A 14,482-nucleotide genomic window follows, 5' to 3' on the forward strand; every position below is an offset into this window, starting at 1 on the left:
GAGAACGTGGTCTAACAGGCGTCCGACCCTTGCTGATGAGCATGCCGTCCTGTTTGGCGTCTGTCTGTTAACGATAGCTGAAGGCGCTCACTTGTGTGGGGGCCGTCGGCAAGCAGCAGAGGCTGCCTATACTTTCAGGTGCCCCGCGGTTTGAGCTTGGAGTTACCGTCATGAAAAGCATGATACTTGGCAAGCTTTCAAAGCCCATCAGAGGTCGTAAAATTTCATGGATGTGCGCCCTACTCATTATCTCCGGATGCGCGCACAACCCTGATATACGCGTTGGTCACGATACGGTTGATGGCGTTACGTCCAGGGACAATAACGCCTACATAGCGTGCGTAAAAAACGAGGTCAAGAATGGTGTCCCAACGTTTACCGTGGAAGATAACGGTAAAACCGATCTGTTTTTCGGCAGTACAGACCCCACTACAACAGAAGGGCTAGTTGTACTTTCCAGTGCTAACGGCCACAGCACCTACGCTGCCTACCAGAGAGACGCATGGTATGACAGAGGGCGGTTGCTCGATGCCGCCCAAGCCTGCTCCAGAATCTAAGACCAGGCGTTGTATCGTTCGACAGTGGCTTGTGGCGCCGTTGAGGGTGCCATGGCCTGCTCGAGACCAGGGACGACTTGTCAGGGGCAACCAAGTCGTCTCGGTTTCATCTTCATTCGCGAGGCACTTGGCTGTTTTTGCAGCGGCTCGCTGACCCAAACTGCACGATCATTCGCTTTTTCCCATCTATCATTGATTCAGACAAAGAACCTGCCTGACCAACAGGCCTGGCTTACGTCAGGCCTCAGTGCGACTGCTGAACGCTAAGCATTCGCTCAAACGTCACGGGAAAGGGAGTCGTTCGGCGCTCCAAGCGGCTGAACCGACCAGGAGAGGCAGTGTGAAAACGCACCTGAAGGCTGAGAAAACCGCTCACTCCAACACCGCCTCACTTCGCCTCGATATCGTATCGGGCCTCACTGCAGCAGCGGTCGTGCTGCCCAAAGCCATGGCCTACGCCACCGTCGCAGGCTTGCCTGTTGCTGTCGGCCTGTACACCGCCTTCGTGCCGATGCTGATCTACGCATTTCTGGGTACTTCACGCGTACTCAGCGTCAGTTCCTCAGCCACACTGGCGATCCTGGCCGGAGCACAGATCAGCTTGGCCGTCCCCGATGGCGACCCCGGAAAGTTGATCACGGCAACGGCGACGCTAACCGCACTGGTTGGCGTGATGCTGCTCGTGGCACGCCTGATACGCCTTGGGTTTCTCGCGAACTTCATTTCCACCCCGGTGTTAAGCGGCTTCAAAGCCGGGGTCGGCCTGGTGATCGTGCTGGACCAGGTGCCAAAACTGCTGGGCATCCACATCACCAAACACGGTTTTTTTGTCGACATCCTCAACATCATCCATCACCTGCCAGAAAGCTCGCTGATCACCCTCGCAGTGGCGGCAGCAGCATTCCTGATACTCATCCTGATGGAGCGTCTATGGGCGCACTCGCCTGCCCCGCTGGTGGTGGTCGGCGGCAGTATTGCCGCTTCCTGGTACTTCGGCCTGCAAGCACTTGGTGCCTCGACGGTCGGCGTGATTCCACAAGGGTTACCCTCACTGACCCTGCCCGACCTGACCCTGGTCGAGCAGATGGTGCCTGGTGCACTCGGGATCGCCCTGATGAGCTTTACCGAAACGATTGCCGCAGGTCGTGCCTTTGTCCGGCCCGGCGACCCACCTATCAACGCCAACCGTGAGCTGGTTGCCACCGGGCTCGGCAACCTTGGCGGCGCATTGTTCGGCGCAATGCCGGCCGGTGGCGGCACGTCTCAAACGGCGGTTGTACGCGCCACAGGAGGGCAATCCCAAAAAGTGTCCATCGTCACGGCCGCAGCGGCACTGGCCACCATGCTGCTGCTCTCGGGGCTCCTCGGGTTCCTCCCACACGCTACCCTTGCTGCCATCGTCATCTACTACTCCGTGGGCCTGATTCAGCCGCAGGAGTTCATGGCAATCCGCAAAGTAAGGCCAATGGAGTTCCACTGGGCGCTCGTTGCCACGCTCGGTGTACTGCTGTTCGGCACACTGCAAGGGATTACCGTAGCCATCGTCGTATCGTTGGTCAGCCTGGCCTACCAGACCGCACGCCCGCACCTCTACGTTCTTGGCCGCAAGCCCGGCACCGACGTACTGCGCCCTCTTTCAGAAGAGCACCCCAATGACGAGACGTTCAAGGGGCTATTGATCGTACGACCAGAAGGCCGCCTGTTTTTCCTCAATGCCGACTACGTGAAAGAACAAATCATCGCACTGGAAGCGCAGTACCAACCACACGTGATTGTCTGGGACATGAGCGCGGTGCCCGATATCGAATACTCGGCACTGCAGGCCCTTATAGAAGGCGAGAAAAACCTGACCGAACTGGGCGCCAGCCTCTGGCTCGCAGGCTTGAACCCCGGGGTACTGGATATGGTGCGACGTGCCAAATTCGATGAAAAACTGGGTTCTGAACGCATGCTGTTCAATGCCAATGCGGCAATAGAAAAGTATCAAGCTCAGGAAGGCGCGTCGGCAGGTGGCATCACTTGAGATTGACACGTCGCCCCCCAAGCTCGGTGAGGCGTTGAGGTGACGCAATGAAAAAGAGCCGCAATTGCGGCTCCTTCACTGTTCACGCTTGTCCTGGCCTGGCGTGGCGTGACTTGGCTTGGTGCAACCCTCACTGCCCCGACAAATAACTCACCAACTGCCGCCCATGGGAACTCAACGTATCCCACCCGCGAAAGCACAGTCGCATTTCCAACGTCGCCCACCGTTCTTCCAGCGGCACCCAGCGGACGGACAGCTCCTGCGCGGCACGATGGGCTGCGGTTTCGGGCAGCATGGCAATTCCGGCACGCTGGGCTACGAGCTGCGCGATCGCCTCGAAACTGGGTGCGCGCACTCGAATCTTGAGCGGCATGCCAAGGTTCAGGGCCAGTTCTTCAATGAAGCGCTGCATCGCCCGCTCTGCAGGAAGGCAGACGAACGCATAACCAAGTGCATCGCGCAAGTGCAACTGCTCACGCGCAGCCAAAGGATGATCCGCCGGCACCAACAGTACCAAGCGTTCGGTGCTGAACGGCAAGGACACAACCCCCTCATTGATGAGGCTGCCGTCATATACGCCAATCTCGCACTCACCGGCCCGAACCACCCTCAGGACATCAACGCTCCTATGTTCCACCAATTGCAGATCAACTTCTGGGTAGTTGGAAAGAAACGGCCCAAGCACTGCTGGCAGCAAGGTGTTGTTGGTCACGGTGGAGACCGCCAAATGCAGGGTAATACGTCGTTCCCCGGCCAGATCTTTTAGCGTGTCCTGCAGCTTCTGAGCCTCTCCGAGCACACTGCGAGCAGCCTCCAGGACCAAGTGACCGCCAGGGGTAAGCTGCATACCGTCAGACTTGCGGGTGAACAGGGTCAGGCCGCAGCGTTCCTCAAACAGACGCAACCTGGTGCTGGCGGCAGACACGGCCACCGGAAAGGTTGCAGCAGCCTTGCTCAGGCTCCCGGTGGCGGCGACGGCAGCAAGCAGGCGCAGGTCCTGAAGATCGAAGTGCATGAGGGTTTCTCCATTTCAGAAAGGCACCTTCACTAAAAAGCGATATCTAGTGATCAACCATTCTGTTCAGAATAACGCCTTGCACATCCTATCGCGTACTTCCTATGAAACCTTTGCACGCACATTTCCAGCGTTATCTCCAGAACGGCAGCGTGTTCGCGGTGCTGGCGGCCTTGGGGTTCAGCTTCAAGGCAATCTTCGTCAAGCTCTCCTACGCGGCCAGCCATGTGGATGCGATCACCCTCCTCGCCTTGCGCATGGGGCTGTCGTTGCCCCTGTTCATCTGGCTGGTGTGGTTAAGCCGCCAGCAAGCCAGCGCGCCGTTAACCTTGGGCAGCGTCGTGCGCGTGCTACTGCTGGGGTTGTTCGGTTACTACCTGGCGAGCCTTTTCGACTTCTACGGCCTGCAGTACATCAGCGCCGGGCTCGAGCGCTTGATCCTGTTCATCTACCCCACGCTGGTGCTGATCTTTCAGGCGATCGCCCTGCGCGAAAAGCCAACACTGCGCACCTTGGCGGCCATGGGCATCTGCTACGCCGGCCTGGGCGTCGCCTTCGTCCACGACCTGAGCGTTTCGGGCCTGGGCAGCCAGGTGATCCTCGGCTCACTGTGGGTATTCGCCAGCGCCGTGGCCTACGCCCTGTACTACTCAGGCACCGGCATGATGCTCAAACACATGAGCTCCATGCGCCTGGCAGGCTTGGCAGGTGCTGCGTCGTCGATCATGGTCCTGGCCCATTACCTGATGGTGGCGGACACTTCGCAACTGCGCGATTTACCTACGGCGGTTTGGATCAACGCGGGGTTGATGGCGGTGTTTTCCACCGTGCTGCCGATCTACTGGGCGGCGCTGGCAATCCAGCGCATGGGCGCCACACAAACCGCAGCCGTGGGTAACCTGGGGCCGGTGCTGACGATGCTGGCTTCCTGGGCCTTGCTCAACGAAACGATCTCGACCTACCAAATCGCCGGCCTGGCACTGGTGCTGTTTGGCGTGTCACGGTTGAAGCCGGGTAAGCCCAAGGCTGCACCACAAGCGGCTATGGCGGACGAGGCAGCATGAGCTCTGGTGTCGACACCAGAAAGGCAGAAGTTCGCGCACCTGCCCAACTCGCCAACTTGCCTTTCTACGCGCAGGTTACGTCTTGGGAACGGCGCTATGTGCGTTGCCGAACGGAACTGCGGGCAGAGGTGCCGTATCGTCTAAACAAGACACCGTGTGTGTTGCAATTCTGCTCAGATCAAGAGGTGGCGTTCATGAACAACATTGTCTATATCGTCGGGGCCGTCGTGATCGTCCTGGTTATCCTGTCATTCGTTGGGCTTGTGTAAGTTCGAAGAGCGTTTTTGCTCATCGTTTGGATTCGATTTCTGCGGATGCGCCATCAGGTAACTTGGCGCCTTTCCCCTGACAAGGGACGCCAAGAAGCTGGTTATGCAGCCAATGCCCATAAATAAAACCGATACCCGCTTCGCTATTTCACGAGCGACGCTCGGGAGGCGCTTGCTTTAAGGTCGATGCCACTGCCTTGACGGTGGTAGCGGTAATTGATGCTCTTGACCGTAACAGGTATGAGAAGACCTTTGAGAATACGCAGAACTCAATTGATCAGCGCCTGAATAGCGTAAAACAAGCATGGCTGTTTTCGATTGCAAACCGCTACATTTCGGTACGGGATGATATCGACCGCCAAGGCCTGTAACTGGGCCTCGGATTGGAACGTCCAAACCGTTGTTAACCTGCTGGGTGGTCTCAAACCCACTGACCTTCCGATGTGATGTCCCCGCACTGTAAACAGTTACTCTTATTTGAAGAATCTCGGGCCTCAACCAATACTCTGTTTTTATCTGCAGCCAACGTTGCGCCAGCAGCCGTTGAGTTAAATTCACGTAGATTACAGGCGTAGCCCTACGTCCGTCGCGTATGATGCGCGACCCGAATTTGAAAACACTGTCTCATGAAAAAACTGTTTTATGTCCTAACGCTAACCCTCTCTGTTATCACTCCCGCCTTCTCAAACCCTCCGTCGACTTTTTCCGAAGCCAAGGTCGTAGCAAAGCAGAAGATCTACCTCGACCAAGCGAACAGTGCCATGGGCGAGCTGTATTGCGGCTGCAAGTGGACATGGGTCGGTAAGTCGGGTGGCCGGGTTGATGCTAAGTCTTGCGGCTATAAAACCAGGGAACAACAGAGCCGCGCGCAACGGACTGAATGGGAACACATCGTTCCTGCCTGGACATTCGGTCACCAGCGCCAATGCTGGCAGAACGGTGGGCGCGAGCACTGTGTGGACGATGATCCCGTGTTTCGAGCGATGGAAGCTGACCTGTTCAACCTCTATCCATCAGTTGGCGAGGTGAACGGCGACCGTAGTAATTTCAACTACGGCATGGCTAACGGGGTAGCGCCGCAGTATGGACAGTGCAAGACGCGGGTTGATTTCGATCAACGAACCGCCGAACCACGTGACGAGGTCAAAGGGCTGGTCGCAAGGACAACCTTTTACATGTTCGACAGATACAAACTGAGTATGTCTCGTCAGCAGCAACAGCTACTGATGGCCTGGGACAAGCAGTTCCCGGTTTCGTCTTGGGAGAAAGAGCGAGATAGGCGCATCGCTGCAATCATGGGTCATTCCAATCCTTTCGTAACGGGTGAACGTCGCTGGACGCAAGGATACAAGACGGTTGGTGATGGGCTAGTCAGCACCCTTCCTGTGAAAGCTCAGCAAGCAGCAGCCCAGCCAACCCTGGCAAGCGCGATCGGGGGAAGTTTGATCATTGGTAATCGGAAGAGTCAGGTGTATCACCTCTCACAGGGATGCCCTGGTTATGAGCAGGTGTCGGCGAAAAACCAAATAACGTTTGACTCTGAGTCTGACGCTAAGGCGGCGGGGTATCGTAAAGCAGGCAACTGCAAGTAGCTGAGGAGTGCTTCTGTCTCTATTCTCGTGCCCAGCATGTCAAAGGGATCTGAGCAATTTTTTCCAATAGGCGCAGAGGACTAACTGGTGTGATGGGCTCCTTTTTCAAGGAGTATCACCATGAACGGAATCTTCTGGCCTCAGCGCCCACAGCATGTGATTCGTACTGTCCAGCTACCTTCCCCTTTGCTCCATCCCGAGCTCATCGAATCGATCCGTCAAATTTTGCAGAGGGTCGACGCGATGCGTTGCGTGCAAGCGTTCAGCGATCCCGACTTGCGCATGGCCAATGAGTTGAAGAAGAGCGTTGCAAATCACCTGGCAGTAATCTCGGCGCACTTGCAAGACGCAGATTCTCGCACCGCTATCGGTTGCATCGCTGAAGGTTTGATGGGGGATACACAATTTGCCGAGATGAGCCAAGCCGTGGCCGGGCTGGATGAACGTGAACTGGTGGCCCATGTGGGTGATCTATCGACGTGGCTGGGTAAGTCTCGTCAGACATTCAGCTCGGCATTTTTCGGTATCCCTAATGCCCGCCTGCAGCAGGTATCGGATTGTGTAGATAAGCATTTCCCCGAAGCATTGCAGCGACTGGCGAGTGACCTGTGTGCACCGCTGAAGGTGTTGCCCCACTGCACTTACAAAATCATCGACCTCTTCGGCATCGCTGGAGAGGCAAACTACTTCCCAAAGCATTTTGCTTACTTCATGCCTGAAGATCAGGGAGTGAAATACTCCCCGGTGAAACGAACAATCGTCTTTGCCAACACCTATCGCAGCCTTTTCGAAAGGATTGCAGTGCAGCAAGCCCCACTCTTCAATTGGCAGGCCGCTGATTTGCCCGCTGGCTACGAGCTTGATCGCTATTTGATTATCTGGTTCAGGGGGCACGACCTTGGCCACTCAATCGTCCTTGATAGCACCTGTTTTGGTCAGCTGAGCAAGCATGATCGCTGGGGGTCGATGGTAATCCAGGAAGCGCTGGCCGATGTGTTCGGTTTCCTGCTAAGCGTTGATCAAGCTATTGCGAACACGGTACAGCTGCAACCCGCTCAGATGGTACGTGTGTATACGCTTGAGCTTCTACGCTACCTGCGACGAGGAGCCCGTCAGTTCCCTGATGCCGGCTCTGCCTACATTCAGCTCCGCCTTTTGCAGGATTTGGGGGTGATTGATTGCACAAACCCCATGGCATGGTCAGTTGATACCGAGCGTTTCATTGGGGCTATGCGTTCAATTGCTCAAGACCTGATCAATGCTGGGCTCACTGGCGATCTATCTCGGTTTGAGGCCTTCATCTCGCAATATTGCCCACATCGACTGGGTGGCGAGGAGGGAGACTTAATGTTCGGCTTGACTGGCTGCGACGTCACTCTAGGGTATGCGCAGGAAATTTTAGAAGGGATCTCTTGAATGCAATTTAGTAATGGTTTTCTGCTCAGCCTCTCGCTTTGCCTGGAGATTGGGCTGGCGAACATGGCGATGATCACACTGGCGATGCAGCGGGGCTTTGCTCAAGGGGTATGGCTGGGGGTTGGCACCTGCGTAGGGGATCTGATCTATGCCATCTTGGCCATGGCCGGTATGAGTGTGCTGCTGCAAATCGAATGGGTACGCTGGGTGCTATGGATCGGTGGATCAGCTGTGCTCTGCTACCTCTGCGTAAAAATGCTCATGAGCGCCTTGAAGGTGAAAAGCAATGAGGCAGGCGGCGAGGCTAGTCAATGGGGAGATAGCAACCGCGCGCTTTTTACTAGAGGCGTGATGTTGGCCATGTCGTCGCCCAGTGCCATCCTGTGGTTTGCCGCAGTGGGTGGGGCCATCATTGCCCGGCAGGGTTCGGATGTAGCAGGTGCCGGGTTGTTCCTAAGTGGCTTCTTCGTCGCTGGGATATTCTGGGCTCTGGTGTTGTGCACGCTGGCAGCGCAGGGAGGCCGGTTAATGGGGCAACAGTTGGTGAGGTACACCTACATCGCCTCGGCATTGATCTTTGCCTACTTTGCAGCCTATGTCGTAGTTACCGGTTACGCCGAGTTCATTGGTAACCCGACGCCCCCAAGCATTGAGCTGTAACTACCAGGTGAAGCTCCCATGACCTTGCGGAACGCGTTGCTCAAATGAGCCTGGTCAAAAAAGCCCAGGTCTACGGCGATACGGGTGGGAGAATCACCAAGGCGCAGGCGCCTTCTCGCTTCGATTAGGCGCAACTGTCTCAGGTACTGCATCGGCGGGAGGTGCTTTTGGGACTTGAAGCTTCGTACAAGGTGAAACTTGGACAGGTTGGCCTCGATACACAGGTCTTCGAGGTCAATTGGCTCGTACAGATTCGCTTTCATGAAGCTGATCAAGTGTGTAACCCGCAGAGGTTCGTCAGGAGCACTGGGTGTTGTACGAAAGCGGAGGAGCTCACTAAACAGCTCTAACTGGGCTTCTTCGCAGCTGTAAATATCCGGGGGAGAGAGCAGATTGACAATGCTGCGGAACAGATCGCCATCCAGTATGACGCCTTCAGTAAATACGGGAAGGCCACTGCTGCTAGACGTTTCACCTAGGATGCTTCGCACGTGCTCCACATCCAGGTGCAAGCTGATGAACTGGGTGTTTCCTTCGAAGAACTGAGAAGCCTGGACGGTCATGGGGTTGTAGAACGTCACCTCGCCGTTGCTGACGTCCTGTTGTTTGCCGTCGTACCAGATACGTTCTCGCCCGCACAGGTTGGCACTAATCACATACTCTTCGTGGGTGTGCTTTGGGTAAAAACCACCGCTCGCGGTGACCCTTGAGCATTCAATTCGCTCATGCCTATTCAGGCTTTCCATGACCAAGGACATCTTCCCGTTTCTCTCTGATATCGCTGCCATCCAGGCAAGCCAGCCCTTGATGGGCTAAAGAATAGAGACAAACGATGCTCTCAGAAAGCCATAGTTTTTTTTACAGTTTTTTTCTCGGCAACCTCACTTCCTCATTCAGGGCGGGGCAGTAGCAACGAACCTCTATCGGCGGCCCCACGTGACGCGCCTGTCACGGCGGTGACCCGTGTGCTTGAGCACCATGGTGCAAGCGCGGCCTCGCCGATCAGTAATCCAAATAGACGATGGCTTTTCAAACTGCCCTCCCCTCGTCACCAAAACCAGCACCACCTTCGGCTCCTGCGGTGGCAGCTACTGTTCGCTGGCCATTTCAGGCCCACTCGGCCCGCGTGGCTAGCCCGAACAATTCACGCAAGCCATTGATGCCCAGTTTGCGGTACAGGCGTTTTACGTAGGTCGCAGCGCTGACGGGCCGAACGCCCATCTGCTCGGCGATGTCTTCCACCGTCAGGCCGCTCAGCATCAGGCGCAGCAGTTCCTGTTCGCGCAAGGTCAGCTCCACGTGCTGCTGCCTGATCACCCGCTCGGCCAGCAATAGAGGCATCTCGTTGGCATGCAGGTACGCGTGATAGTGCAGGCGCACGGCCTGGATCAGCAGCGGTGCGAGGGTTTCAAGGTAGTTCATTTCCCGTTCCGAGAAACGTCCATGCTCACGACCACGGTAGAAGTTCACCGACAGCCAGCGGTTGCTTTCGCAGTGGGTCAGCAAGGCCACGCGCTCGGAAATCTGTGGTTGCTCATAGCAGATGCGCCGGTACTCGCTGTGCGCGATGTCATCGATGGACTGGCGTTGCACGATGGTGTTGTGCACGGCGCTGCTCTGGTTCATCGCCTGCTGGTTGCCATCCAGGCCAAAGAAGCGCTGGACATACTTGTTGGAAATCACCGGCAGCGACACTTCACGCGCCCGGTCCGCAAAGGAGAACACCTCTGGGTTACGGCGCTTCGGATAGGCAAAGATCGTGCACTGGGCCAGCGGCACACCGGGCCCGATGACCTGCAGCAGATCAGCGGCCAAAAACCGGCTGCGGTTCACACCGACCCTGGCGAGCAGGTTGGCGGTGTGGCCGAGATTGAGGCTGTGTTCACTGCTGCCGGGACGCAAGGGCCAGTAGTGCATGACGGGTTCTCTCCGCGTGTCGGGCACAGGTGGTGTGGTGATTGCCAACAGCACGTGCCCGCCACTCTACCATCGTTTAGCGCGAGGTCTCTGGCATCGCTGGCGCGGCAATGGGCAGGCGCAGGGCCAGCAGCGCACCGAGGATCATCAGAACGGCCGCATAGACAAAGCCTGAACCGAAATTCAAGGTCAGGTCTTTCAGCCAGCCGACCACCAACGGATTGACGGCCGAGCCAATATTCCCCACCGCATTGATTAGCGCAATGCCCACGGCACGTGCGCGAAAACTCAAGGCCTGGTCCGGCGTAGTCCAGAAGATCGACATGGCGCTGTAGGAGCCGCTGGCAGCCAAGCACACACCCACCAGTTGTACCGTTGGAACGCTCGAGAGCGCCGTGAGTAGCCAGCCTGCCGCGGCCAGCAGCATGGGCAACACCAGGTGCCAGCGGCGCTCACGGGTACGGTCCGAATGCAGCCCCCAGACGACCATCAGGATGATGGTGCAAATCTGTGGAATCGCTGCCAGAAGACCGATCGAGGCGTTACTGCTGGCTGTGTTGAAGCTTTTTACGATCAACGGCGTCCATACCGCAATCATTGCCAGAGTGTTGACCAGGCAAAAATACACCAGGCAGAACAGCAGGATGTGCGGCGAAGTCAGCTCGGCCAACACGCTGCGCGCATTCTGCGCAGCGGCGGGTGTCGACGCCTGCCGATCGGCATCCAGCGCCTTCTGCACCAGCATCTTTTCTTCGTTATCCAACCACTTGGCCTGCTGCGGGCGGTCATCCAGGTAACCGAACACCACGCAGCCCATCAGCACCGAGGGCAAGCCTTCGAGCAGGAACAGCCATTGCCAGCCTTTCAACCCCCACACGCCGTCCAACCCCAGAATCAGGCCCGACAGTGCCGCACTGAAGCCAGCAGTGAACGGCATGGCGATCATGAACAGCGCATTGGCTCGGGCCCTGTAGGCTGCGGGAAACCAGAAGGTCAGGTACAGCAGCACGCCGGGCAGAAAACCCGCTTCGGTCACCCCGACCAGGATACGCAGCAGGTAGAGCGAGGTGGCATCAGTGGCGAACAGTGTGCACGTGGAGGCCACGCCCCAGGCAATCATAAGGCTGCCGATCCAGCGACGGGCGCCGATGCGCGCCAGGGCCATGTTGCTGGGAATGCCACAGGCGATATAGGCAATGTAGAAAAAGGTGCTGGCCAGACCGAACTGGGTGCCACTCAAGCCCAGGTCGCTCATCATGGTCAGACCGGCAAAACCGATGTTGATGCGATCCAGAAACGACAAGACAAAGCAGACAAACAAAAAGCCAATCAGTCTTTTAGAGACCTTTTTACACACCTGCTGGTAGCGGTCTTGAGCACCGGCCACCGCCGAAGTGGCCGCACTGACAATGGGGCTGCGAGTCATTGGGGACTTCCTGATTATTGTTATAGGAAGGCGCACCGGCTTGATCATTCAAGCCGGTGGCAATTGCACGATTGGCAGGGTGCTGGTTACAGGTCCAGCAACGCGGTGCGGGTCAACGCCATAAACTGCTCGGCATCGCCGAGAGCGTGAGCACTGAGCAGCGCCAGTTTCACCAGGAACAGTTCGCGCTTGCCTTGGGCTGCTTGATCCAGAGCGTCGGCGAGCTGGTCGTAGATCGTTTCAATGTCGATAAGGGTCAGTTGTTTGTGTTCCATGCTGTTGTCCTCACTCATTGCCCAAGGCTGTTTCGATGGCGGCGCGCAGCGCCTGACCGCTGAGTTGATGCCAGCGTGCACACACGTGCTGGTCCGGGCGCACCAGATAAGCACTGCCCGTCTTCGCCCCGTATTTCCTGCGCAGGTGCCCGCTGTGGTCATCCACCTGCCCGTCCGCGCCGCTGACTGCGGTTTGCCGATTGCCGGTAACAGCCAGCAGCTGCAGCGGCACACCCTGCTCACGCAGTGCTTGCACCTGAGCCTGGATATCACCCGGCACCTCGGTGGCGTCGGTGAAATACAGCAGGTAGAACGACGCGCCCAGCCTGTCGAAAAGGAACTGGTCATCACCGAGCCGAATGTTCAACAGCGGAGCACCCTGATGGGGGCCGCTGCTGTAGAGACTGTTGTCATCGCCCTTGAAATTGAGCGACGAATCAACGTAGTCATGGGGCCGGGAGGTACGCCAGTGATACAGCGGACGTACGAACGCCTGAGTCAGTGACAGCGACAGCACCGCATCGCGGACCAGGCAATGGCCCGGCGTTGGCGGGGTCATGAAGCGCGTGCTTTTGCCGGCTTCGGCAATGATCTCGCGCGCGGCCCCTACCCGCTCCGCGCTGTAGGAGGCGAGCAGGCCCGGGCCGGCCACGCCCTTGATGGTCAGGGCCAGTTTCCAGCTCAGGTCATGGCAGTCCTGAAAGCCGGTGTTGGCACCACGAACACCGAAGATTGGCAGCAAGTGTGCGGCATCTCCAGTAAAAATCACGCGATCATGGATATAGTTCGACAGGGTCAGCGCCCGCGCCGAATACACCGAGCACCAGTCCAGCTCCCACTGCGGATTCTGCACCCCGACGATGGCCAGTTGTGCATTGATTCGCTCGCGCAGGGAATCGGTGGACAAGGCGTGTTCCGGTGTCTCATCGCGTGGCAGCTGATAGTCGATGCGCCAGATATTGCCGGGCTCCCGGTGCATGAGCACCGTATTGCCCGGGTTCCAGTGCGGGTCGAAGTAAGCCAGGCGTTCGGTGGGCAGGTCGAGGTCGATCTTGATGTCGGCAATCACAAAGCGCCCTTCATAGGCGGCGCCTTCCAGTTGCAGGCCAAGCAGACTGCGAATGGCGGAGCGCGCACCATCGGCGGCGATAACCCAATTGGCTTCCAGCGTGTAGTTACCGGCCGGCGTATCAATGTCCAGCGTCGCATAATCCCCGGCCTGCACGAGCGCAGTGACCTTGTTGCCCCAACGCAACTCGATCAACGGGTTGGCCTGACAGGTCTCGACCAGAAACTGCTCCAGGCAAGGCTGTTGCAGGTTGGTCATCGGCGGGAAGCGATCGTCCGGGTCGTGGGGCGCCTCCATGCGGAACACCCGCTGGTTGCGGTAAAAGGAATTGCCGAAACGCCAGCTAAGTCCCGCCGCCATCACCCGTTCGGCGACACCGACTTGCTGGAGAATCTCCAGGGAGCGGCGGGTGAACACAATGGCGCGGCTGCCTTCGCTGACCTGACGTTCAGCCTCCAGCACAATCGACGGAATGCCGTAGCGGGCCAGATCCAGTGCTGTAGTCAGCCCGATAGGTCCGGCGCCGACAATGACCACAGGGCGACGCTCGACCTGTGCGGCATTCACACTGGCAGTGTGGGCAGGGAAAACCTGGTAATCGAAGTAAATTGAGCGACGAGGCTCGGCGAGCGGTGTGTGCATCGCAGTGCATCTCCGGTTTTTATGTTTATTGGCCTGGGCCGTTCGGAATTGCAGAGGACTTTAAGCGGTGCGCGAAAAATCAATGTCCCCTTGAGGAGACAACTTTGTGCAAGCGCCAACTGTGGGCAGGCTTCGCATCGCCTATGATCGCAGCCGTTGCATCGACCCGAGGGCACATTCGATGCCCCTGACCGTAGATCAACTCGCAGAATTCCGGGCCTTCGCAGAACAACTGGCCAATGCCGCTGCGCAATGAACCGAACAAGGTCTGGGTGACAGATATCGCCTACATCCGTACCTACGAAGGGTGGCTGTACTTGGCGGTAGTGCTGGATCTGCTTTCTCGCCTAGGCTCTGTACGAAATCCCGAGAAACCTAAATGGCGCCGCTTGAACGCTGAAATTTTGTAGAGTCCCCGCCATCAACGGAAAGGAATTCTGTGATGGCAAAGCGTTACGAACTCTCGGACGAAGCCTGGGATGTGGTCTCCGATCTCTTCATCGAAACCCATGGTCGGGGGCGGCCTCGTTTGAACGACCGACTGATGCTTGATGGTG

Annotated in this window: 14 protein-coding genes and 1 pseudogene; 9 read left to right on the forward strand and 6 right to left on the reverse strand. The window is 57.5% G+C overall.

From position 1 onward, the window contains the following. The first annotated feature begins 170 nt into the window (after nucleotides 1-170). Entirely contained in the window at nucleotides 171-557 is a 387-nt protein-coding gene (locus UIA24_RS21160; RefSeq protein ID WP_245704329.1) for a hypothetical protein, read from the forward strand. Nucleotides 558-897: 340 nt separating this feature from the next. Then, nucleotides 898-2,580 (forward strand): SulP family inorganic anion transporter, encoded by a 1,683-nt coding sequence (locus UIA24_RS21165; protein WP_330523828.1) that lies wholly within the window; start codon nucleotides 898-900, stop codon nucleotides 2,578-2,580. 130 nt (nucleotides 2,581-2,710) lie between these two features. On the opposite strand, the gene UIA24_RS21170 is transcribed toward UIA24_RS21165, so the two are convergent. Beyond that, nucleotides 2,711-3,595, reverse strand: coding sequence for a LysR substrate-binding domain-containing protein (locus UIA24_RS21170; RefSeq protein ID WP_102051968.1), 885 nt, complete (start codon nucleotides 3,593-3,595; stop codon nucleotides 2,711-2,713). Between the two features lie 104 nt (nucleotides 3,596-3,699). Here UIA24_RS21170 and UIA24_RS21175 point away from each other — a divergent pair, with 104 nt between their 5' ends. The 5 genes from UIA24_RS21175 (at nucleotide 3,700) to UIA24_RS21195 (ending at nucleotide 8,596) form a co-directional block, all read left to right on the forward strand. Continuing rightward, nucleotides 3,700-4,659 carry a DMT family transporter gene (locus tag UIA24_RS21175; RefSeq protein WP_330523829.1) on the forward strand — a complete coding sequence of 320 codons (960 nt, stop codon included), beginning with the start codon at nucleotides 3,700-3,702 and terminating at the stop codon, nucleotides 4,657-4,659. Next, nucleotides 4,656-4,928 carry a hypothetical protein gene (locus tag UIA24_RS21180; protein ID WP_330523830.1) on the forward strand — a complete coding sequence of 91 codons (273 nt, stop codon included), beginning with the start codon at nucleotides 4,656-4,658 and terminating at the stop codon, nucleotides 4,926-4,928. The genes UIA24_RS21175 and UIA24_RS21180 overlap by 4 nt, the downstream gene beginning before the upstream one ends. Before the next feature lie 626 nt (nucleotides 4,929-5,554). Further along, entirely contained in the window at nucleotides 5,555-6,520 is a 966-nt protein-coding gene (locus UIA24_RS21185) for an endonuclease (protein ID WP_330523831.1), read from the forward strand. A 120-nt stretch (nucleotides 6,521-6,640) separates the two neighbouring features. Further along, nucleotides 6,641-7,936: a hypothetical protein gene (locus UIA24_RS21190; RefSeq protein ID WP_330523832.1), complete on the forward strand. Its 1,296-nt coding sequence runs from the start codon at nucleotides 6,641-6,643 to the stop codon at nucleotides 7,934-7,936. Continuing rightward, complete coding sequence (locus UIA24_RS21195; protein WP_330523834.1) at nucleotides 7,937-8,596, forward strand: LysE family translocator; 660 nt, start codon at nucleotides 7,937-7,939, stop codon at nucleotides 8,594-8,596. It abuts the gene before it with no gap. On the opposite strand, the gene UIA24_RS21200 is transcribed toward UIA24_RS21195, so the two are convergent. The 5 genes from UIA24_RS21200 to UIA24_RS21220 all read right to left on the reverse strand — a co-directional run bounded on the left by UIA24_RS21200 (nucleotide 8,548) and on the right by UIA24_RS21220 (nucleotide 13,925). Continuing rightward, complete coding sequence (locus tag UIA24_RS21200; protein WP_330523835.1) at nucleotides 8,548-9,342, reverse strand: AraC family transcriptional regulator; 795 nt, start codon at nucleotides 9,340-9,342, stop codon at nucleotides 8,548-8,550. The two genes, UIA24_RS21195 and UIA24_RS21200, sit on opposite strands and share 49 nt — an antisense overlap. A 361-nt stretch (nucleotides 9,343-9,703) precedes the next feature. Beyond that, nucleotides 9,704-10,513, reverse strand: coding sequence for a helix-turn-helix transcriptional regulator (locus tag UIA24_RS21205; protein WP_330523836.1), 810 nt, complete (start codon nucleotides 10,511-10,513; stop codon nucleotides 9,704-9,706). A gap of 76 nt (nucleotides 10,514-10,589) precedes the next feature. Then, nucleotides 10,590-11,939, reverse strand: a complete 1,350-nt coding sequence (locus UIA24_RS21210; RefSeq protein WP_330523837.1) for an MFS transporter — start codon at nucleotides 11,937-11,939, stop codon at nucleotides 10,590-10,592. 86 nt (nucleotides 11,940-12,025) lie between these two features. Continuing rightward, a complete protein-coding gene (locus UIA24_RS21215) occupies nucleotides 12,026-12,214 on the reverse strand; it encodes a DUF2783 domain-containing protein (protein WP_083199803.1) in 189 nt (62 codons plus the stop codon). A gap of 10 nt (nucleotides 12,215-12,224) precedes the next feature. Then, a complete protein-coding gene (locus UIA24_RS21220; protein ID WP_330523838.1) occupies nucleotides 12,225-13,925 on the reverse strand; it encodes an FAD-dependent monooxygenase in 1,701 nt (566 codons plus the stop codon). Nucleotides 13,926-14,179: 254 nt separating this feature from the next. On the opposite strand from UIA24_RS21220, the pseudogene UIA24_RS23415 reads away from it, so the two are divergent. Beyond that, nucleotides 14,180-14,272: pseudogene (locus tag UIA24_RS23415) on the forward strand (DDE-type integrase/transposase/recombinase); the annotation flags it as partial. Between the two features lie 95 nt (nucleotides 14,273-14,367). Next, nucleotides 14,368-14,482: transposase (locus tag UIA24_RS21225; protein ID WP_442963058.1), on the forward strand; the 115-nt coding region annotated here is incomplete at its 3' end.

The organism is Pseudomonas sp. AL 58, assembly GCF_036348395.1.
Taxonomy (GTDB): Bacteria; Pseudomonadota; Gammaproteobacteria; order Pseudomonadales; family Pseudomonadaceae; genus Aquipseudomonas; species Aquipseudomonas defluvii.